Raw genomic sequence first — 19285 nt, forward strand, 5'->3', positions numbered from 1 at the left:
CGATGCTGCGCACTTACGGGTGCCCGTGCTGACGCCATCGCAGGCAAGCCTGCTCCCACAGGGAAATGTAGCCTTCTGCGCGGCCCCCTGTTGGAGTTGGCTTGCCAACGATGCAGGCGCCTCGCACTCACTGACACCCGTGCTGACGTCATCGCAGGCAAGCCTGCATCGCTGGGTGGGCTAGTTCTTGACGCGGCTTTCGTGCATGCGCGCCAGTTGGCGTTCCAGCATCGATGGATAAGGTTCCATCAGTCGCTCGACACAGCAGGCCCCTTCAGGGCTGGCGATCGGGCGAATGCGGGCGCGCTGGCGAATCAGGGCATCGTCGCTGATCTTGCGTTCGACCAGCAACAAATTGCGGCTGTGCTGGGATAAGGCCAGGGCATCCTGAGCCTTTTCGGTCAGCAACAGATCGATCTGGCTCAGCCCATGCAGGCCTTCACCCAACACCAGACCCAACTGCAGTTGCAGGGTGATGCCGCTGTCCGCGACCTCGATCTGCAGCGCATGGCCGAGTGCGCGCAGCAGTTCGCCGCAGCAAATGGCGTTGGTCAGGTAGTCGTCACCGCTGTCCTGGCGGTGGAACAGCATCAGGGTGCTGCCGTCATTGAGTGTCTGCACTTCGCCTTCATACAGCGAGGCGGCCTGGTCGAGGCAGTCGCGGTAGCGTTCCAGCAGTTCAGTCAGGCGCGCGCGCGGCAGGCGACGCAGTTGTTCCTGCGAGCCCAGTTGTATGGCCAGAACTGCACTGGCCTGTGGTGGGCGTGCCACTGCTTGCGGGGCCGGGCGAGCGACATCGCTGTCATCATGCAGGTCGGCGAACGCCTCGTCGTCCTCGTCCTCGTCCACGACAGCTCGGACGGTAGGGCGTGCAATGGCTGGGGTTTCGTCAAAGCTTGGGTCGCGCAGATTACGAACTTCAAATGTCGGTTCGTCTGCCTCGCTTTCCAGCGAGTCGTCATCCTCTGCTTCTGGCTCCACCTCACGTGGCGGCGGCGCGAAGCGGGCATGCAGTTGGCGCGCGAGGTCGCCAATCTCGTCCTGGCGCTCAGTGGCCGGGGTGAATTCATTCAGGTCACGCAGCCATACGCGCAGTTGCAGCAGCGGTGTGGAGATGAAACGCCCCAGACGAAGGCTCAAGGCCAGTGCCAGTGCCAGCAGGATACCGGCCAGAATGCCCATGCTTTGCAGGCTGATGGTCAGCGGCTGCTGGAACTGGCTCATGTCCAGGCTGATGCGCAGTTGCCCTGCCGTCACGTCCTGGAAAGTGATTTTGGTCTGGTAGAGGCCTTCCGCTTCGCCCAGCAGCCCGTTTTTCGGGCGCTGGCCAGCCTCGGCCAGGATCCGGTTATCGACGCTGTAGATGGCCGCGTGGGCCACCAGCGGGTTCTTCACCAGGTTGCCCAGCAGCACGTTGAGACTGAGGATGTCGTTGGACACCAGCAGTTCGGTAGCCGAGGTGGCCGTCTGGGTCGTCAGGCTCTGGCCCAGGGCATCAGCCTGTTCATGCATGGCTTCCTTGAACTGCAGGCCCATCACAACGGCATAGATCACCAGTGCCAAGGCGACCAGGAAGACGTTATGGCAGGCGATCCGCAGCGCCAACGGTACTCGGCGCTGGCGCAGGGCACGAAAGATCAGCAGGAAGAAGTTGTCGGTTTTTACAGGCGTAGGCCGGTTCACAGAGCGCGGCTCTTTATGTCGGTTAAGTTGCTGCGCAGTATAGCGAGCAGCTACAGGGCGGCAAAGTATCGGCGGTGCCCGATAGTCAGTGAAAGTCGGTAGAATGCGCTTTTTTTCAACGAGTCGGAGCCCGTCTTGCGCGAAATCGTCCTGATCAACATCACTGGTGAGGACCGTCCGGGTCTCACCGCCGCCATCACCGGTGTCCTGGCGAGGAGCGGTGTGAACATCCTCGATATCGGTCAGGCGGTGATTCATGACACCCTGTCCTTTGGCATTCTGGTCGAAATTCCAGAAAGCGAGCATGCCTCTTCGGTCCTCAAGGACATCCTGTTCGCTGGCTACGAGCTGGATCAGCAGGTGCGTTTTACGCCGGTTTCGGAAGCCGATTACCAGGCCTGGGTAGAGGGTCAGGGCAAGCCACGGCATATCGTTACGTTGCTGACCCGCAAGGTAACCGCTGAGCAAGTGCAGCGAGTGAGCGCGATTACCGCGCAATACGGGCTGAATATCGACCACATCGACCGTCTGTCCGGCCGCGTTGCGTTGGATACGCCGGTGGAAAAGAGCAAGGGTTGCATCGAGTTCTCAGTACGTGGCGAACCCGCCGACCCTCAAGCCCTGCGCGCCGAATTTCTCAGCGTGGCTCAGGAGCTGAACGTCGACATCGCTTTCCAGCAGGACTCGCTGTTCCGCCGTAACCGTCGTCTGGCGGTATTCGATATGGACTCCACCCTGATCGAAGCCGAAGTCATTGATGAGTTGGCCAAGGCTGCGGGCGTGGGTGAGCAGGTCTCGGAGATCACCGAGCGCGCGATGCGCGGCGAGCTGGATTTTCGGGCCAGCTTCAAGGAGCGCCTGGCGTTGCTCAAAGGGCTGGATGTCGCCGTGCTGGATGAGATCGGTGCGTCGCTGCGTCTGACCGAGGGTGCCGAGACCCTGTTTGCCGAGCTCAAGCGCCTGGGCTACAAGACCGCCATCCTGTCCGGCGGCTTCACCTACTTCGCCAAGCAGTTGCAGGCCCGTCTGGGTATTGACTATGTCTATGCCAACGAGCTGGAAGTCGTCGATGGCAAGGTCACCGGTGTGGCGGTAGAGCCGATTGTCGATGCACAGCGCAAGGCTGATCTGCTGACCGAGCTGGCACGCAAGGAAGGGTTGCAGATGGAGCAAACCATTGCCGTGGGCGATGGTGCCAATGACCTGCCAATGCTGGCCATTGCAGGGCTGGGTGTTGCGTTCCGGGCCAAACCGTTGGTCAAGCAGTCGGCCAAACAGGCGATTTCGACATTGGGCCTGGATGGTGTGTTGTACCTGCTGGGCATGCGTGACCGCCACGGTCGTGGCTGATCACGCTGCTTGCTAGCCCCGTATGACATGCGCCCCGGCCTGGGGCGCATGTCTGTCAGGAGCGTCAGGCTTGTGCAGGCAGTGCCAGGCCTTGGCCCATTCGTACAGCAGAACCTGCTGTCAGCTCTTCAGCCCATTTCACTTGATCCTGACCGAACAGCACGATAGCGGTCGAACCCAGTTTGAAACGTCCCAGCTCCGCACCCTTTTCTAGGTGGATCGGCGCACGGGCGGCGTCGTCGTAGCGGAAGGTTTTCAGCTCGCGCTTTGGCGGAGTCACCAGGCCTGCCCAAACGGTTTCGATCGATGCCACGATCATTGCACCCACCAGCACCACGGCCATCGGGCCACGTTCGGTGTCGAACAGGCAGACCACGCGTTCGTTACGGGCAAACAGCTCCGGTACGTTTTCGGCGGTAGTCTGGTTGACCGAGAACAGGCGACCCGGAACGTAGACCATTTCGCGCAGTGTGCCGGCCAGTGGCATGTGCACGCGATGGTAGTCTTTCGGCGACAGGTAGATGGTGGCGAACTGGCCGCCCATGAACGGCGCAGCAAGTGCTGGATCGCCGCCCAGTAGTTCCAGGGCGCTGAAGCTGTGGCCCTTGGCCTGGAAAATGCGTCCGTGCTCGATAGGGCCGAGCTGGCTCACTGCACCGTCGGCTGGGCAGAGAATCGCTCCCGGGGTTGTGTCCAGCGAGCGTGCATCCGGTTTCAGCGCACGGGTGAAGAAGGCGTTGAAGTGCTCGTAGGCGGTCACGTCTTCGACCAGCGCTTCACTCATGTTGACCTGGTAGCGTTTGGCGAACCATTGGGTGAACGCATTCTTGAACCAGCGCACGCGGCACTCGGCAATACAGCCTGCCAGGCGCGAAAGCAGGTGATGCGGCAGCAGGTACTGACTGATGATGAACAAGCGGGATTTCATTGGGTTTCCTTAAACTTCTACAGGCGTGTCCGGATGGTTGCCCCATTCGCCCCACGAGCCGGCATATGCCTTGACCCGCGGGTAGCCGAGGGCCTTGGCCACCAGGTAGGTAAAGCCGGAGCGGTGGTGTGTCTGGCAGTGGGTAACCACTTCCTTGTCTTTGCTGATGCCCAGTTGCTCGAGGATCTGTGGCATGTCTTTGCGGATACGCAGGGCGTTGTCGGTGTCCATGCCCTTGGTCCACTCGAAATTGACCGCACCGGGGATATGTCCGCCCTTGGCGGCGAGGACTTTTTCACCGCTGTATTCCAGCTGGCTGCGCGCATCCCAGATCGCCAGGTCGGCAGCGCCGAGGCGGCTTTGCAGGTATTCGCGGGTGGCCGTCGGTGCGTCGTTCAGGCTCAGGCTGACCGGGCCGCCTGCGGTGGCCGGTACATCGGTGGACAGGGCCAGGCCTGCGCCATGCCAGGCATGCAGGCCACCATCCAGGTAGTGGTAGCGTGTGTGGCCGATTACGTCCAGCAGCCAGATGAAGCGCCCGGCCCAACCGCCACCTTCGTCGTCATACACGACATAGACGGCATTGGGGTTATGCCCGAGCTCGCCGAACAGTTTTTCCAGGTCAGCTTTGGCCGGCAGCAAGCCTGGCGCTGGAGGCTGACCCAATTGCGTGCGCTTGGGATCAACGAAGCGCGCCCCCGGGATATGTCCACTGCCGTAGCGGTTGACGCTGGTCAGATCGACCAGAATCAGCTCCGGGGCCTCAAGGCGAGCCTGCAGGTCAGCGGGCTCGATCACCAGGGGCAAGCCAGAAAAGTCAGTCATCCAGGGTCTCCACGTCGAAAGAGAGGGGGCGATTGTAGCGCATGGGTCAGGCACTGCGATTGCTGAAGTTGTTCAGGGCGCGTTCGATGCATTGCGCGGTCTTGCCGAAGGCTTGCACGCTGATTTCCGAGAAGGGCGCGCCGCCTTGGTCGGCCACCAGCAGCATGACGACCCGGCCATGGCTCGACAGCGAGCGCAACAGCAGGTGACTGCCCTTGAACAGGCTGCGCAGGCTGGCCGGCAACAGTGCAGAAAACTGTGCGTTGTTTTCCGGGGTCAGGCGCAGTTGGGCTGACTGAGCCAGCAGGCGTTGCAGCACTTTGCTCTGATCGATCTGCAGGTTCAGGCTGGCAGCCTCTTTGGCCAGGCCGGCAATTTGATGAACGCGCAGGTGGGTCAGGTTCTTGTCGGTCATCAGTAGCATCACCCGCTGCATGCCGCAGGCGAGCAGCGCGTCCCGGGCGTGAGTCGTCAGGTGCATGGCGTTGGTGAAGGGGCTGGGCTCGGCCAGCAGTTCGGCGCAGTACTTGCGCCAGGCACCCAGTGCCTCGGTTGACGGCGGCGCCGCTGGTAACAGGCCGCGCGGGATCCGGCGTGCCTCCCACGGCCAGATCAATGCTTCTGCCGGGTGGAACAGGTCGGCGTCTGCATGGCTGCGGGCACTGCTGGCGGCGTGTTGGTGAATCTGCTGCTGTACCGCGTCGAGAGGTTCTTGCAAGTACAGGCTGATCAGGTACTCCCAGCGAACGTTGTGCGGGCTGGTCCAGGCCACCTGGGCCGACAACGCCAAACCATTGGCCAGCAGCACCGTGTTGGCGGGCTGGTTGAACCAGCGTCGCAAGCCGGGATCATCGTCCAGTTGCTGTTGTTGATGCAGCGGGTCGTCATCACGCGCAATGTGGGTGACCTTGGCCAGCAGCTCGCGCTCCTCTTGCAGCAAGTGATAGCCCTGAGTGACCCAGTTTGGCAGGCGCCAATGATTGGCCAGGGCCTGGAAGATGGCGAGCAGGCGCACACCGAACAACTCGTGCTCAACGGCTGTTGATGACTCGCTCTTGTGGACAACCCGCACTTCCCATTCTTCAAGCAACTTGGGGTAAGTGATTGCCAGAGGCCAGAGCGGTGACAGGAACAGCAGGCTGCCCCAGTGGATTTCCTGCCACAGTCGTGCCAGTCGATTGGCGAACAGGCCATTGGCTTGCGTGCAGGCATGCTGGCTGACCATCTGCAACTGCCGCAGGGGTTGCGGGATCTGCGCCTGATCCAGGGTGGGCAAGCGCTCAAGCAGTTCTTCGGTACGCTTGAGGCCCAACCTGTTCAGGGCGATTTCCAGGCTCTCGGCCGGTTCACTCATGCTCGAATGAGTGTGTTGATTGGCCTCGCGGATCACGCTCAGCACCAGCGCTGGGCTGCCCTGCATCAGCTCGGCAATGTCACGTAGCGAGCTTCGGTTGTCGCTGATCGCCGCACGAACCCGTGCATGGCTGTCGCGGGGTACCGGAAGGCGAGCGCTGTCTAGAAGCCTGACCCAGGCATCGAGTGTTTTGGGGATTTTATTTGGCACGATAGTTTCATTAGGCATGCTGTAGGGCGCCTGAACTGGCTTTTCGCCTTGACTGGCTATAGTCTGGCGCAGAAGTGCCGATAAGTAGAAGAAGAGTTTTCGAGCTTCCGCCCCCCCGACCCTGACCACGACAGTAAGTGCTTTAAACTATGGCTAAAATTATCGGCATCATCGTCGTATTCGCGAGTGTGCTTGGCGGATATGTGCTTTCTCACGGCAAAATCGCTGCGTTGATTCAGCCTTTCGAAGTGCTGATCATCGGGGGTGCTGCATTCGGTGCGTTTTTGCAGGCCAACCCTGGCCATATGACCATGCACGTGGTCAAAAAATCGTTGCAGATGTTCAGCACGCGTTTCACGCACACCTTTTATATCGAGGTGTTGGGCCTGGTCTACGAGATCCTCAACAAGAGCCGTCGTGAAGGCATGATGGCGATTGAAGCCGATATCGAAGACGCAGCGGCCAGCCCGATTTTTGCCAAGTACCCGGCTGTGCTCAAGGATGAACGCATGACCGCGTACATCTGCGACTACCTGCGCATCATGTCTACCGGCAATATGGCTCCCCACGAGCTGGAAGGCCTGTTCGACATGGAATTGCTGAGCCTTAAGGAAGAGCTTGAGCACCCGTCGCACGCGGTGACAGGTATTGCCGACGGTATGCCGGGTTTCGGTATCGTGGCTGCCGTACTGGGTATCGTGGTGACCATGGCCTCGCTGGGTGATGGCGATCAGAAATCCATCGGTCTGCACGTGGGTGCGGCGCTGGTCGGTACCTTCTTCGGTATTCTCGCGGCCTATGGTTTCTTCGGTCCACTGGCCAATACGCTGCGTCATGACGCCCGTGAAGAACTCAATGTCTACGAGGCCATCAAGGCTTCGCTGGTCGCCTCGGCGTCGGGCATGCCGCCATCGCTGGCTGTAGAGTTCGGTCGCAAGGTGCTGTTCCCGTCGCATCGTCCGAGCTTCGCTGAGCTGGAACAAGCGGTTCGCGGTCGCTAAGCCATGGAGAACAATCAGCCCATTATCGTCAAGCGCGTCAAACGCTTTGACGCTGGCCATCACGGTGGCGCCTGGAAGATTGCGTTCGCCGACTTCGCGACGGCGATGATGGCGTTCTTTCTGGTGCTCTGGCTGATGTCGACGGCCACGCCGGAACAGAAGCTTGCCATCGCTGGCTACTTCAAGGACCCGATAGGGTTCTCTGAAAGTGGTACGCCGTACATTATCGACTTGGGCGGTTCGCCTCAGTTGGCCCCCGAAAAGACCATCAACCCTGAGGTGAAGTCCGAGCCGACGCCTGACACCAGCATCCAGCTGGATAAGGACAAGGTCGAAACCATGGCCGAACAGGTTGAGCGTGAGCGTCTGGAGCTGTTGCTGCAGGAACTGCAAAACAAGGTCGAAGAAAACCCGCAGCTACAGAAGTTCAAGGATCAGATCCTCTTCGAGATTACGCAGGACGGCCTGCGTATCCAGATCATGGACGCGGAAAACCGGCCGATGTTCGATTTGGGCAGTGCGCGCTTGCAGCCCTATTTCGAAGATATCCTGCTGGCCATGGCCGATACCATCAAGGCTGTGCCGAACAAGATCAGCATCAGTGGTCACACGGATGCCAAGCCGTTCGCCGGTATGGGTGATTTCGGTAACTGGGAGCTCTCTGCCAACCGCGCCAACGCCGCTCGGCGTGCGCTGGTGGCGGGTGGTTACCCGGACACCCAGGTCGCTCGGGTAGTGGGCTATGCGTCGTCGTCGCTGTTTGATCGCGCTAACCCGTTCAATCCGGTTAACCGTCGTATCGACATCATCGTGCTGACCAAGAAGGCCCAGCGTGCGATGGAGGGTGAGCAGGCGCCTGCCGCGCCGGATGGCACTCAGCCAGGTGGCGCACCGGCTTCGCCGGGCGGTTCCAGCGGTGTAACTGCGCCAGAGCCCGAGCCCATGCAGCCACGCGAACTGCGCCAGAAGCTGAATATCTTCGAGGATGGTGTGCTGAGGATGGACGAGCCTGGCAAGCGTTAAGTGCAAGGCACTCAAAACGCCCGCGCAGAGCGATCTGCGCGGGCGTTTTGCTGTGTGCTGACGGGCTCGTTATTGCTCAGTAGCTGTCTTGCGGCAAGCTGGCAATGATCGAGCGGTAGCTGTTCATGCGCTGCTGCTGGATGCGCCCGTCTTCCAGTGCCTTGAGCAGGGCGCAGCCGGGTTCGCGATCATGCTTGCAGTCGCGGAAGCGGCAGGTACCGAGCAGGTCATTGAACTCTATAAAGCCCGACTCGACATCAGCGCGGCTGACATGGCCCAGGCCGAACTCACGGATACCCGGTGAGTCGATCAGTTCGCCACCCCCGGGGAAGTGGAAGAGGCGGGCGGTCGTCGTGGTATGAGTGCCTTGGCCTGACCATTCGGACAGTGCGCCGACACGGGTTTGCACCTCGGGTAGCAGGCTGTTGACCAGCGATGACTTGCCCACCCCCGACTGGCCGACGAACACACTGATATGGCCGTCGAGTTGGTGCTGCAACTGTTGCATGCCGTCGCCATGGTGGGCCGAAACCTCCAGCAGCGGGTAGCCCAGTTGCCGGTACACCGCCAGCAGTGCATTGAGTGCCGGTGCGTTCTGTTCGTCGATCAGGTCGGCCTTGTTCAGCAGGAGCAAGGGGCGAATGCCGGCGTGTTCGGCGGCTACCAGGTAGCGGTCGATCAGGTTGGCATGCGGTTCGGGCATCGGTGCGAAGACGATCACGATCAGGTCGACGTTGGCCGCCACAGGTTTCAGCTGGCCGCGCGAGTCTGGGCGGCACAGTTCGGTGCTGCGCGGCATCTGCGCCACGATAACGCCAATGCCCTGGTTGCCTGCGCGCCAGACGACGCGGTCGCCGGTTACCAGTGCAGGCAGATTCGCGCGCAGGTGGCAACGAAAGACCTGGCCGACCTGTTCGCCGTCCTGGGCCTCGACTTCAACTTGTACGCCAAAGTGGGCGATTACCAGGCCCAGTTGCTCGGGCCCCAAGTCGCCACCTTCGAGTACCTCCATGGCCTGTTGTTCGCGTTTGGCGGCGCGTGCAGCGCGTTCGCCCTGGATTTTTTCGATACGCCAGTTCTGGCGACGATTGAGCTGGCGTTTGGCCATGAAGGTTCCGTGCGGGAGGCAATATTAAATCGGTCTGGAGTTTAGCATGCTCCACTAGGCTAAACTGCGTAGCTACGTTGAGGAGCACACTGTATGCAGAACCCCCAGAACCTGATCTGGATCGATCTGGAAATGACCGGTCTGGACCCTGATCATGATGTCATCATCGAGATGGCCACGATTGTCACCGACAGTGACCTGAATACCCTGGCTGAAGGGCCGGTCATCGCGATCCATCACAGCGATGAGGTGCTGGCGCGCATGGATGAGTGGAACACTCGCACCCACGGCGCTTCGGGCCTGACCCAGCGCGTACGGGAGAGCAAGGTCGACATGGCCGCCGCCGAAGCACAGACCTTGGCCTTCCTCGAGCAGTGGGTGCCGAAGGGCAAGTCGCCGATCTGTGGCAACAGCATCTGTCAGGACCGCCGCTTCCTCTACCGCCACATGCGTGAGCTGGAAAACTATTTCCACTACCGTAATCTGGACGTCTCAACGCTCAAGGAGCTGGCTGCACGCTGGGCGCCTGAGGTCCGCGACAGTTTCAAGAAAGGTGGAACCCATCTGGCACTGGACGACATCCGCGAATCCATTGCCGAGCTGCGTCACTACCGCGAGCACTTCATCAAGTTCTGATGCGGTGCGCACCCGGGGTGTGCGGATTATCCTCCGTGCGCCCCCTTTTGGTGCCGCGGGCAACTGGGTAGACTGCGCGCCCCTTTGCTCGGATCTGCACCATGTTGTTGATGCTCTACTTGATTGCAATCACCGCTGAAGCCATGACGGGTGCGTTGTCGGCCGGTCGTCGCGGCATGGATTGGTTCGGCGTGGTGCTGATCGCCTGCATTACCGCACTGGGCGGCGGCTCGGTGCGGGATGTACTGCTGGGGCATTACCCGCTGACTTGGGTCAAGCACCCCGAGTACCTGGTGCTGACCAGTGTTGCGGCGCTGGTCACTATCTTCATTGCCCCCTTGATGCGCCACCTGCGTTCGCTGTTCCTGGTGCTTGATGCGCTGGGGTTGGTGGCCTTCACCCTGATTGGCTGCATGACCGCGCTGGAAATGGGTCAGAGCTTTTTGGTTGCATCGATCAGTGGGGTCATTACCGGGGTCTTCGGCGGCATCCTGCGCGACATCTTCTGCAACGACATCCCACTGATATTCCGTCGTGAGCTCTATGCCAGCGTCTCTTTCGCCGCGGCCTGGTGCTACCTGGCCTGTGTTGCGCTGGAGTTGCCAGGCGAGCAGGCCATTTTGCTCACCTTGTTCGGCGGCTTCCTGTTGCGCCTATTGGCCATTCGTTTTCATTGGGAAATGCCCAAGTTCCATTACAACGACGAGCAATGATCAAACCGACAGGGGTGACAACCGCTCGGCATGTTGCCTTAGTGCCCACTCGACGTGCTCGCGTACCAGATCGGAAGGGTAGTCGCGACGCGCCTTGAGGGCTTCCAGCACGGGAATGCTCGAGGGTGCGTTGCCCAGGCCCACGGCAAGGTTGCGCAGCCAGCGCTCATAGCCGGCCCGGCGCAACGGCGAGCCCTCGGTGCTGGCCAGGAATTTTTCTTCATCCCAGAGAAACAGTTCGGCCAACTCGGCGTTGTCCAGGTTGTGTCGAGGCTTGAAGTCGCGCTCTTCGGTTGGGCGAGCAAAGCGGTTCCAGGGGCAGACAATCTGGCAGTCGTCGCAACCGAATACCCGGTTGCCAATGAGGGCGCGCAGGTCTTCGGGGATGGCGTTTTTCAGCTCGATGGTCAGGTAGGAAATGCAGCGTCGGGCATCCAGTACATAGGGGCCGACGAAGGCTTTGGTCGGGCAGATATCCAGGCAGGCACTGCAGCGACCACAATGCTCGCTGGCCTGTGCCGGGTCGACGGGCAGTGGAATGTCGACGAACAGTTCGGCAAGGAAGAAGTAGCTGCCGGCCTTGCGGTTCAGCAGCAGGGTGTTTTTGCCGATCCAGCCGAGTCCGGCCTGCTCGGCGATGGCTTTTTCCAGCACAGGGGCACTGTCGACAAAGGCGCGAAAGCCAAAGGGGCCAATAGCCTGCTGGACACGCTCGGCCAGTTGCTGAACGCGCTTGCGGACCAGCTTGTGATAGTCGCGGCCCAGGGCGTAGCGGGAAATGTACGCTTTTTCGGGTTGTGCCAGGCGTTGTGCCATCTGGGTGTCGCCCGGCAGGTAGTCCATGCGCAGCGAAACCACCCTAAGCGTACCGGGTACCAGTTCCTCAGGGTGCGAGCGCTTGCTGCCGTGGGCGCCCATGTAGTCCATCTCGCCGTGGTAACCGGCTTCAAGCCAGCGCTCCAGGTGTTTTTCATGCTCGCCAAGTGCCACCCCGGCGATGCCGACATGGGCAAAGCCAAGCTCGCGGCCCCATTCCTTGATGGATTGGGCCAGGGCGGGAAGATCAGTGACAGGAACAGGCATGCTAAACAAGGCAATCAGGACTCAGGTGCGTATAATTCTGCCAGACATCGGAGCCCAGTACGCATGCCGCATACCAAACACATCGCAAAAGACGTGCTGACGCTTGAGGGCGACAGCCTGCCGTTGCTGGCAGCACGACCCGTTGATGCACATAAGGGCCAGTTTGGTCATGTGCTGGTAATCGGCGGGGATCGCGGCACCGGCGGTGCCGGGCTTCTGGCGGCAGAGGCTGCCCTGCGCTGTGGTGCCGGGCTGGTTTCACTGGCGACCCGTGGTGAACACCTGGCTGCAGCGCAGGCGCGGTTGCCGGAAGTGATGAGCCTGGGTGTGCAGTCGGCCAACCAGTTGATGGCGCCGTTGTCACGTGCCTCGGTGTTGGTGGTGGGGCCAGGTCTGGGGCAGGCGGCTTGGGGTCGTAGCTTGTTGTCAGCCCTTGTTGATGTGGGGTTGCCGCAGGTGTGGGATGCCGATGCGTTGAACCTGTTGGCGCGCTCGCCCTTGTCGGTGCCCGCCCATAGCATTCTGACCCCGCATCCGGGTGAGGCCGCACGTTTGCTGGGTATCGCCACCGAAGCGGTGCAGGCGGATCGGGCCGGGGCGGCGCGCAAGCTGGCGCGCAAATATGCGGCGGTGTGCATTCTCAAGGGCGCCGGCAGCCTGGTTGCTGCTCCGGATGGTCATCTGGCCCTGTGTCAGCATGGGCATCCGGCCATGGCGACAGCAGGCTTGGGTGATGTGCTCAGTGGTGTGCTGGGGGCACTGCTGGCGCAGGGAATGGCACCATGGCAGGCCGCCTGTCTTGGTGTTTGGTTGCATGCCCGTGCCGGAGAGCGGCAGGGTGAAAAAGGGCGTGGCCTGGCGGCCAGTGACCTGATTCCAGAGATTCGTCAGTTGTTGGAGGAGCATTCAGCGTGTCAGGTGTAACCCTGTTTATGGCCGATGAGCAGGCCATGGTCGATTTCGGCGCACGTATTGCCGAAGTGACTGAAGGTCGTGGCGTGATCTTTCTCGAGGGCGACCTCGGGGCGGGCAAGACTACCCTGTCGCGCGGCATTATCCGTGGGCTCGGGCATCGTGGCGCGGTGAAAAGCCCGACGTTTACCCTGGTTGAACCCTATGAGATAGGTGACAAGCGCGCCTTCCACTTTGACCTGTATCGTCTGGTCGATCCCGAAGAGCTCGAGTACATGGGCATTCGTGACTATTTTGATGATGACGCCCTGTGTCTGCTGGAGTGGCCCCAAAAGGGGGCGGGCATTTTGCCAAAGCCTGACCTGACCATTACCATAAGCCCACAAGCGGGCGGTCGTTCGCTGAACCTGTTGCCGCAGGGCTCGCGCGGCGAAGCCTGGTGTGTCGCTCTGGCCTTGGAATTCAAATAGAAAATGGGGATAGGTATGCGCATTCGCGCACTGGTTGCCGTCGTAGGACTATTGCTTACGGTCGTGACCGTTGACGCTTTGGCCGTCACTCAAGTCAAAAGCGTGCGTTTGTGGCGGGCGCCGGACAACACGCGGCTGGTATTCGACCTGTCGGGGCCTGTGCAGCACAGCGTATTCACGCTGAGTGCGCCGGATCGCCTGGTGATCGACATCAATGGCGCTACCATGGCCGCGCCGCTGTCGCTTCCCACTGCCAATACCCCGATTACCAGTGTGCGCTCGGCGCAACGTACCCCGACTGACCTGCGTGTGGTGATTGACCTTAGCAAGGCAGTCAACCCCAAGAGTTTCATTCTGGCTCCGAATCAGCAGTACGGTAACCGCCTGGTGGTGGACCTGTTCGATCAGGACGCTGATACCTCGCCGTCGACGCCAGCACCGCCGCCGGCCACTGCAACCGCGCCTGCCGTTCCGGTCACACCTGCGCAGCCTGCGATCAAATTGCCGCCGGTACCGAACGGCAAGCGCGATATTGTCATCGCCATCGATGCCGGTCACGGCGGTGAAGACCCGGGCGCCTCGGGCTCGCGTGGCCAGCATGAGAAAGACATTGTCCTGGCGATCGCCAAGGAACTGCAGCGCCAGATCAATACCGAGAAAGGCTTTCGCGCCGAACTGACCCGTACCGGTGACTACTTCATCCCGCTGCGTAAACGTACCGAGATTGCCCGCAAGAAAGGCGCTGACCTGTTCATTTCGATCCACGCCGACGCGGCGCCCTCCACGGCAGCTTTCGGTGCCTCGGTGTTTGCCTTGTCCGACCGTGGTGCGACGTCGGAAACCGCGCGCTGGCTGGCGGACAGCGAGAACCGTTCCGACCTGATCGGTGGTGCCGGTAACGTCAGCCTGGACGACAAGGACCGCATGCTGGCCGGCGTACTGCTCGACCTGTCGATGACCGCCTCGCTGAGTTCCAGCCTGAACGTTGGGCAAAAGGTGCTGGGTAACATTGGCAGGATCACCCCGTTGCACAAGCGTCGGGTTGAACAGGCAGGCTTCATGGTGCTGAAGTCGCCGGATATCCCATCGATCCTCGTGGAAACCGGGTTTATCTCTAACGCCAACGAGGCGTCCAAGCTGGCCACGCCTAGCCATCAGCAGTCGCTGGCGCGTTCTATCCACAGTGGCGTGCGGCAGTTCTTCCAGCAAAACCCGCCGCCGGGTACCTATGTGGCCTGGCTGCGTGACAGCGGCAAGATCGCCCAGGGGCCACGTGAACATGTGGTGCGTCCTGGCGAAACGCTGGCGATGATTGCTGTGCGTTATCAGGTCAGTGTGGCGACGCTGCGCAGTGCCAACAGCCTCAAGACCGATGAACTGAAGGTTGGTCAGAACCTGGACATTCCCAGTGCCACCCTGGCGGCCCAGCAATGAGTACCAGCGCTCGAATCGAGCTGCTTAGCCCGAGGCTCGCCAACCAGATTGCCGCCGGTGAAGTTGTTGAGCGTCCGGCTTCGGTGATCAAGGAACTGTTGGAGAACAGTCTTGATTCCGGCGCCCGGCGTATCGATGTGGACGTGGAGCAGGGGGGTGTCAAACTGCTGCGCGTGCGCGATGACGGTAGCGGTATCTCTGCCGATGATCTGCCACTGGCGCTGGCACGCCACGCTACCAGCAAGATTCGCGACCTCGAAGACCTGGAACGGGTAATGAGCCTGGGTTTTCGCGGTGAGGCGCTGGCGTCGATCAGCTCGGTTGCACGCCTGACCCTGACCTCGCGCACCCGTGACGCCGACCAGGCCTGGCAGGTCGAAACCGAGGGGCGCGACATGGCGCCACGGGTGCAGCCTGCGGCGCATCCGGTAGGAACGTCGGTGGAAGTCCGGGACCTGTTCTTCAATACGCCGGCCCGGCGCAAGTTCCTCAAGACTGAAAAGACCGAATTCGATCACCTTCAGGAGGTCATCAAGCGCCTTGCGCTGGCACGTTTCGATGTGGCGTTCCACTTGCGCCATAACGGCAAGACCATCCTGAGCCTGCATGAGGCCAATGACGATGTGGCCCGGGCGCGGCGCGTTGCCGCGGTTTGCGGCCCTGCGTTCCTTGAGCAGGCTTTGCCGATCGAGATCGAGCGTAACGGCTTGCACCTGTGGGGCTGGGTCGGCTTGCCGACCTTCTCCCGCAGCCAGGCAGACCAGCAGTATTTCTTCGTCAACGGTCGGGCCGTGCGCGACAAGCTGGTGGCTCATGCGGTACGCCAGGCCTACCGCGACGTGCTGTTCAACGGCCGGCATCCGACCTTTGTGCTGTTCTTCGAGGTTGACCCTACGGGTGTCGACGTCAACGTGCATCCAACCAAGCACGAAGTGCGCTTCCGTGACGGCCGTATGGTGCATGACTTCCTCTACGGCACGTTGCACCGGGCGCTGGCTGATGTTCGTCCGGAAGATCAGGTGGCGGCGCCTGCGGCAGTGCCCGAAGCGATTCGGCCGAGTGGGCTGGCGGCGGGCGAGTTTGGTCCTCAGGGCGAGATGCGCCTGGCGGCCAACCTGCTCGAGCAGCCTGTGGCCGAGCCTGCGTCTCGTCCGGCAGGCAGTGGTTCGGGTGCCGGTTACGGGTATCAGTACACCCCGCGCCCTGCTTCGCCGATGCCAACGGCGGAAACCCAGAGCGTCTACCGCGAGTTCTTTGCCCCGCTGCCCGAAACTGCAGCGGTCGCCTTGCCGGAAGGCCAGGGCGACATTCCGCCGTTGGGCTATGCCCTGGCCCAGCTCAAGGGGATCTATATCCTGGCTGAAAACGCTCAGGGGCTGGTGCTGGTGGACATGCATGCGGCCCATGAGCGGATCATGTATGAGCGCCTGAAAATCGCCATGGCCAGTGAGGGGCTTAGTGGGCAGCCGCTGTTGGTGCCGGAGTCGCTGGCATTGAGTCAGCGTGAGGCTGACTGTGCAGAAGAGCATGCCCAGTGGTTCCAGCGGCTGGGCTTCGAGTTGCAGCGCCTGGGCCTGGAAACCCTGGCAATCCGGCAGATTCCGGCCTTGCTCAAGCAGGCTGAAGCCAATCGCCTGGTTCAGGATGTCTTGGCCGACCTGATGGAATACGGCACCAGTGACCGTATTCAGGCACACTTGAACGAGTTGTTGGGCACCATGGCCTGTCATGGCGCGGTGCGTGCCAATCGCCGTCTGGCGGTGGCAGAAATGAATGGCTTGCTGCGCGATATGGAAAACACCGAGCGCAGCGGTCAATGTAACCATGGTCGTCCGACCTGGACCCAATTGGGCCTGGATGACCTGGACAAACTGTTCTTGCGTGGTCGTTGATATGCCTGCTTCCAGGCCGCCGGCAATTTTTCTGATGGGCCCGACTGCCGCGGGCAAGACCGATCTGGCCATCGAACTTACAAAAGTATTGCCCTGCGAGTTGATCAGCGTTGACTCTGCGCTGGTCTATCGCGGTATGGATATCGGCACGGCCAAGCCGTCCAAGGATATTCTGGCGGCTCACCCGCATCGCCTGATCGACATTCTGGACCCCGCCGAGAGCTACTCGGCCGCGGACTTCCGGCGCGATGCCCTGGAAGCCATGGCTGAAATCACTGCGCGGGGCAATATCCCGCTGTTGGTGGGCGGTACCATGTTGTACTACAAGGCGCTGCTCGAAGGGTTGGCTGATATGCCGCCCGCCGATCCGCAGGTGCGGGCGGAAATCGAAGACGAAGCCCAGCGCCTTGGATGGCAAGCCCTGCACGATCAACTGGCGGCCATCGATCCGGTATCGGCGGCGCGTATTCATCCCAATGATCCGCAGCGGCTGATGCGTGCGCTGGAGGTCTATCGGGTCAGCGGCTTGAGCATGACGGCCCATCGAGAGCGTCAATCTGCGCAAAGTAGCGTACTAGGCGCGTCGGGACAGGGGCAATTGCCCTATACTGTCGCCAGTTTGGCGATCGCACCGAAGGACCGGCAGGTTCTGCATGAGCGAATTGCACTGCGCTTTGGTCAAATGTTGGAACAGGGCTTCGTTGATGAGGTCCGATTGCTGCGTGCCAGAAGTGACTTGCATGCCGGATTGCCGTCTATACGAGCAGTCGGTTATCGCCAGGTATGGGATCATCTCGATGGCAAGTTGACTTCAGTTGAAATGCAGGAGCGCGGCATTATTGCCACTCGCCAGTTGGCGAAGCGGCAGTTTACCTGGTTGCGTAGTTGGGCTGATCTGCACTGGCTGGATAGCCTGGCTTGCGACAATCTGTCTCGCACCTTGAAATACTTGGGATCGGCCTCCATATTGAGCTGAGTCCTTGCAATTGCCGTCTATCCTTGGGGTGGGGCGGCCTGAGCCATCAGTTTTTTTTGAATTTTCTTACTATTGATCCTTACAGGAGTGCGGCACATGTCAAAAGGGCATTCGCTACAAGACCCTTACTTGAATACTTTGCGAAAAGAAAAGGTCGGGGTCTCGATCTATCTGGTCAACGGCATCAAACTGCAAGGCACGATCGAATCGTTTGACCAATTCGTGATTCTGCTGAAGAACACCGTCAGCCAAATGGTTTACAAGCACGCTATCTCGACAGTGGTTCCAGTGCGTCCAATCCGTCTGCCAAGCGCAGCTGATGCCGAACACGGTGACGCTGAGCCAGGTAACGCCTGATAGGAGTCTGCTTTGTTCTTTGAGCGCCACGGTGGTGGTGAACGGGCGATCCTCGTTCACTTGGAAGGTCAGGACCCTGAGGCGCGCGAAGACCCGCAGGAGTTTCAGGAGCTGGCAGTGTCGGCAGGTGCCGATATAGTTGCGTTCGTCACGGTGACGCGACACCAGCCTTCCGCCAAATTCCTGATTGGCACTGGCAAGGTCGAGGAGTTGCGCGACCTGGTCAAAGCCGAAGAAGCGGACCTGGTGATTTTCAATCACACCCTGACGCCCAGTCAGGAACGTAACCTCGAACGCGTTTTCGAGTGTCGCGTGCTTGACCGTACCGGTTTGATTCTCGATATCTTCGCTCAGCGCGCACGTACCCACGAAGGCAAACTGCAGGTTGAGCTGGCTCAGCTTGAGCACATGAGCACGCGCCTGGTACGCGGCTGGACCCACCTCGAGCGGCAGAAGGGCGGTATTGGTCTGCGAGGCCCGGGTGAAACCCAGCTGGAAACCGACCGTCGCCTGTTGCGAGTCCGTCTGCGGCAAATCAAGGCACGCCTGGAAAAGGTGCGCAGCCAGCGTGAGCAGGCGCGTCGTGGACGCAAGCGTGCAGACATCCCGTCAGTCTCGCTGGTGGGGTATACCAACGCCGGCAAGTCGACCCTCTTCAATGCCCTGACCGCCTCCGAGGTGTATGCAGCCGACCAGCTGTTCGCCACCCTCGACCCGACCTTGCGCCGCCTTGAACTCGACGATGTCGGGCCGATCGTGCTGGCCGATACCGTGGGCTTCATTCGTCATCTGCCGCACAAGCTGGTTGAAGCTTTTCGAGCTACGCTCGAAGAGTCGAGCAACTCTGATTTGCTGTTGCACGTGATCGATGCCCATGAGCCGGAGCGCATGGCACAGATCGAGCAAGTCATGGCAGTGCTCACTGAGATCGGTGCTGAAGGCTTGCCGATACTTGAGGTGTATAACAAACTCGACCTGCTTGAAGGTGTAGAGCCTCAGATTCAGCGTAACCAAGAAGGTAAACCGCAACGTGTCTGGGTGTCGGCACGTGACGGACGCGGTCTGGAGCTGGTCGGGCAGGCGATTGCCGAATTGCTGGGGGATGACCTGTTCATCGGTACCTTGCGCCTTGAGCAGCGCTATGCGCGATTGCGTGCGCAGTTCTTTGCGCTCGGTGCGGTGCAGAGCGAAGAACACGATGAAGAAGGTAACAGCCTGCTGGCGGTGCGGTTGTCGCGAATAGAGTTCAATCGACTGGTCAGTCGTGAAGGGATGAAACCGTTGGATTTCATCGAGCAACACACTTTGCAATAAATGCCAGGCCTAGCGG

18 protein-coding genes are annotated in these 19285 nt (G+C 60.7%); 12 read left to right on the forward strand and 6 right to left on the reverse strand.

Annotation, left to right across the window (positions count from 1 at the left end; all coding sequences use genetic code 11):
• Window positions 1–180: 180 nt before the first annotated feature.
• A complete protein-coding gene (locus AB7M23_RS08630; protein ID WP_454240612.1) occupies window positions 181–1683 on the reverse strand; it encodes a histidine kinase in 1503 nt (500 codons plus the stop codon).
• 135 nt (window positions 1684–1818) lie between these two features.
• Between AB7M23_RS08630 and serB the strand changes: the two genes are divergently transcribed.
• A complete protein-coding gene (gene serB / locus AB7M23_RS08635; RefSeq protein ID WP_454240613.1) occupies window positions 1819–3033 on the forward strand; it encodes a phosphoserine phosphatase SerB in 1215 nt (404 codons plus the stop codon).
• A gap of 64 nt (window positions 3034–3097) precedes the next feature.
• Here the strand turns inward: serB and asd are convergent, their stop codons facing one another.
• The 3 genes from asd to AB7M23_RS08650 are packed head-to-tail and all read right to left on the reverse strand — an operon-like array spanning window position 3098 to window position 6368.
• Window positions 3098–3961, reverse strand: coding sequence for an archaetidylserine decarboxylase (asd, locus tag AB7M23_RS08640; RefSeq protein WP_065758742.1), 864 nt, complete (start codon window positions 3959–3961; stop codon window positions 3098–3100).
• Between the two features lie 9 nt (window positions 3962–3970).
• A complete protein-coding gene (locus tag AB7M23_RS08645) occupies window positions 3971–4786 on the reverse strand; it encodes a rhodanese-like domain-containing protein (RefSeq protein ID WP_409277329.1) in 816 nt (271 codons plus the stop codon).
• Between the two features lie 46 nt (window positions 4787–4832).
• Window positions 4833–6368: an HDOD domain-containing protein gene (locus AB7M23_RS08650; RefSeq protein ID WP_454240614.1), complete on the reverse strand. Its 1536-nt coding sequence runs from the start codon at window positions 6366–6368 to the stop codon at window positions 4833–4835.
• A gap of 131 nt (window positions 6369–6499) precedes the next feature.
• On the opposite strand from AB7M23_RS08650, the gene motA reads away from it, so the two are divergent.
• Together motA and motB are read left to right on the forward strand one after the other, a co-directional pair.
• Window positions 6500–7351, forward strand: a complete 852-nt coding sequence (motA, locus tag AB7M23_RS08655) for a flagellar motor stator protein MotA (protein ID WP_065758745.1) — start codon at window positions 6500–6502, stop codon at window positions 7349–7351.
• Window positions 7352–7354: 3 nt separating this feature from the next.
• The gene (motB, locus tag AB7M23_RS08660; RefSeq protein WP_454240615.1) at window positions 7355–8374 is read left to right on the forward strand and encodes a flagellar motor protein MotB; all 1020 of its coding nucleotides are present in this window, start codon (window positions 7355–7357) and stop codon (window positions 8372–8374) included.
• A gap of 76 nt (window positions 8375–8450) precedes the next feature.
• Here motB and rsgA read toward each other — a convergent pair whose 3' ends face one another.
• Window positions 8451–9482, reverse strand: a complete 1032-nt coding sequence (rsgA, locus tag AB7M23_RS08665) for a small ribosomal subunit biogenesis GTPase RsgA (protein ID WP_454240616.1) — start codon at window positions 9480–9482, stop codon at window positions 8451–8453.
• Between the two features lie 93 nt (window positions 9483–9575).
• Here rsgA and orn point away from each other — a divergent pair, with 93 nt between their 5' ends.
• Together orn and AB7M23_RS08675 are read left to right on the forward strand one after the other, a co-directional pair.
• Complete coding sequence (orn, locus tag AB7M23_RS08670) at window positions 9576–10118, forward strand: oligoribonuclease (protein ID WP_330522300.1); 543 nt, start codon at window positions 9576–9578, stop codon at window positions 10116–10118.
• Window positions 10119–10219: 101 nt separating this feature from the next.
• Entirely contained in the window at window positions 10220–10831 is a 612-nt protein-coding gene (locus tag AB7M23_RS08675; protein WP_065758749.1) for a trimeric intracellular cation channel family protein, read from the forward strand.
• Here the strand turns inward: AB7M23_RS08675 and queG are convergent, their stop codons facing one another.
• On the reverse strand, window positions 10832–11914 hold the full coding sequence (gene queG, locus AB7M23_RS08680) for a tRNA epoxyqueuosine(34) reductase QueG (RefSeq protein WP_330522301.1): 1083 nt from the start codon (window positions 11912–11914) through the stop codon (window positions 10832–10834). It lies immediately after the preceding gene.
• 63 nt (window positions 11915–11977) lie between these two features.
• Between queG and AB7M23_RS08685 the strand changes: the two genes are divergently transcribed.
• The 7 genes from AB7M23_RS08685 to hflX all read left to right on the forward strand — a co-directional run bounded on the left by AB7M23_RS08685 (window position 11978) and on the right by hflX (window position 19269).
• Window positions 11978–12838: an NAD(P)H-hydrate dehydratase gene (locus AB7M23_RS08685; RefSeq protein WP_454240617.1), complete on the forward strand. Its 861-nt coding sequence runs from the start codon at window positions 11978–11980 to the stop codon at window positions 12836–12838.
• Entirely contained in the window at window positions 12826–13296 is a 471-nt protein-coding gene (gene tsaE / locus AB7M23_RS08690; RefSeq protein WP_102052356.1) for a tRNA (adenosine(37)-N6)-threonylcarbamoyltransferase complex ATPase subunit type 1 TsaE, read from the forward strand. The genes AB7M23_RS08685 and tsaE overlap by 13 nt, the downstream gene beginning before the upstream one ends.
• Before the next feature lie 3 nt (window positions 13297–13299).
• Window positions 13300–14730: an N-acetylmuramoyl-L-alanine amidase gene (locus AB7M23_RS08695; RefSeq protein WP_330522303.1), complete on the forward strand. Its 1431-nt coding sequence runs from the start codon at window positions 13300–13302 to the stop codon at window positions 14728–14730.
• Window positions 14727–16622, forward strand: coding sequence for a DNA mismatch repair endonuclease MutL (gene mutL, locus AB7M23_RS08700; protein ID WP_454240618.1), 1896 nt, complete (start codon window positions 14727–14729; stop codon window positions 16620–16622). The genes AB7M23_RS08695 and mutL overlap by 4 nt, the downstream gene beginning before the upstream one ends.
• Before the next feature lies 1 nt (window position 16623).
• Complete coding sequence (gene miaA / locus AB7M23_RS08705) at window positions 16624–17598, forward strand: tRNA (adenosine(37)-N6)-dimethylallyltransferase MiaA (RefSeq protein ID WP_065758755.1); 975 nt, start codon at window positions 16624–16626, stop codon at window positions 17596–17598.
• Window positions 17599–17694: 96 nt separating this feature from the next.
• Window positions 17695–17955, forward strand: coding sequence for an RNA chaperone Hfq (gene hfq / locus AB7M23_RS08710; protein ID WP_065758756.1), 261 nt, complete (start codon window positions 17695–17697; stop codon window positions 17953–17955).
• Between the two features lie 12 nt (window positions 17956–17967).
• Window positions 17968–19269 (forward strand): ribosome rescue GTPase HflX, encoded by a 1302-nt coding sequence (hflX, locus tag AB7M23_RS08715; RefSeq protein WP_454240619.1) that lies wholly within the window; start codon window positions 17968–17970, stop codon window positions 19267–19269.
• Window positions 19270–19285: the final 16 nt, after the last annotated feature.

It is taken from the genome of Pseudomonas sp. HLS-6 TE3448, assembly GCF_053629555.1.

Bases quoted from the DNA above. Each gene is read 5' to 3' on its own strand.
- asd (WP_065758742.1), bottom strand. From the start codon at position 3,961: ATGAAATCCCGCTTGTTCATCATCAGTCAGTACCTGCTGCCGCATCAC.
- queG (WP_330522301.1), bottom strand. From the start codon at position 11,914: ATGCCTGTTCCTGTCACTGATCTTCCCGCCCTGGCCCAATCCATCAAG.
- motA (WP_065758745.1), top strand. From the start codon at position 6,500: ATGGCTAAAATTATCGGCATCATCGTCGTATTCGCGAGTGTGCTTGGC.
- AB7M23_RS08675 (WP_065758749.1), top strand. From the start codon at position 10,220: ATGTTGTTGATGCTCTACTTGATTGCAATCACCGCTGAAGCCATGACG.
- miaA (WP_065758755.1), top strand. From the start codon at position 16,624: ATGCCTGCTTCCAGGCCGCCGGCAATTTTTCTGATGGGCCCGACTGCC.
- AB7M23_RS08685 (WP_454240617.1), top strand. From the start codon at position 11,978: ATGCCGCATACCAAACACATCGCAAAAGACGTGCTGACGCTTGAGGGC.
- AB7M23_RS08645 (WP_409277329.1), bottom strand. From the start codon at position 4,786: ATGACTGACTTTTCTGGCTTGCCCCTGGTGATCGAGCCCGCTGACCTG.
- AB7M23_RS08695 (WP_330522303.1), top strand. From the start codon at position 13,300: ATGGGGATAGGTATGCGCATTCGCGCACTGGTTGCCGTCGTAGGACTA.
- orn (WP_330522300.1), top strand. From the start codon at position 9,576: ATGCAGAACCCCCAGAACCTGATCTGGATCGATCTGGAAATGACCGGT.
- motB (WP_454240615.1), top strand. From the start codon at position 7,355: ATGGAGAACAATCAGCCCATTATCGTCAAGCGCGTCAAACGCTTTGAC.
- rsgA (WP_454240616.1), bottom strand. From the start codon at position 9,482: ATGGCCAAACGCCAGCTCAATCGTCGCCAGAACTGGCGTATCGAAAAA.
- AB7M23_RS08650 (WP_454240614.1), bottom strand. From the start codon at position 6,368: ATGCCTAATGAAACTATCGTGCCAAATAAAATCCCCAAAACACTCGAT.
- hfq (WP_065758756.1), top strand. From the start codon at position 17,695: ATGTCAAAAGGGCATTCGCTACAAGACCCTTACTTGAATACTTTGCGA.
- mutL (WP_454240618.1), top strand. From the start codon at position 14,727: ATGAGTACCAGCGCTCGAATCGAGCTGCTTAGCCCGAGGCTCGCCAAC.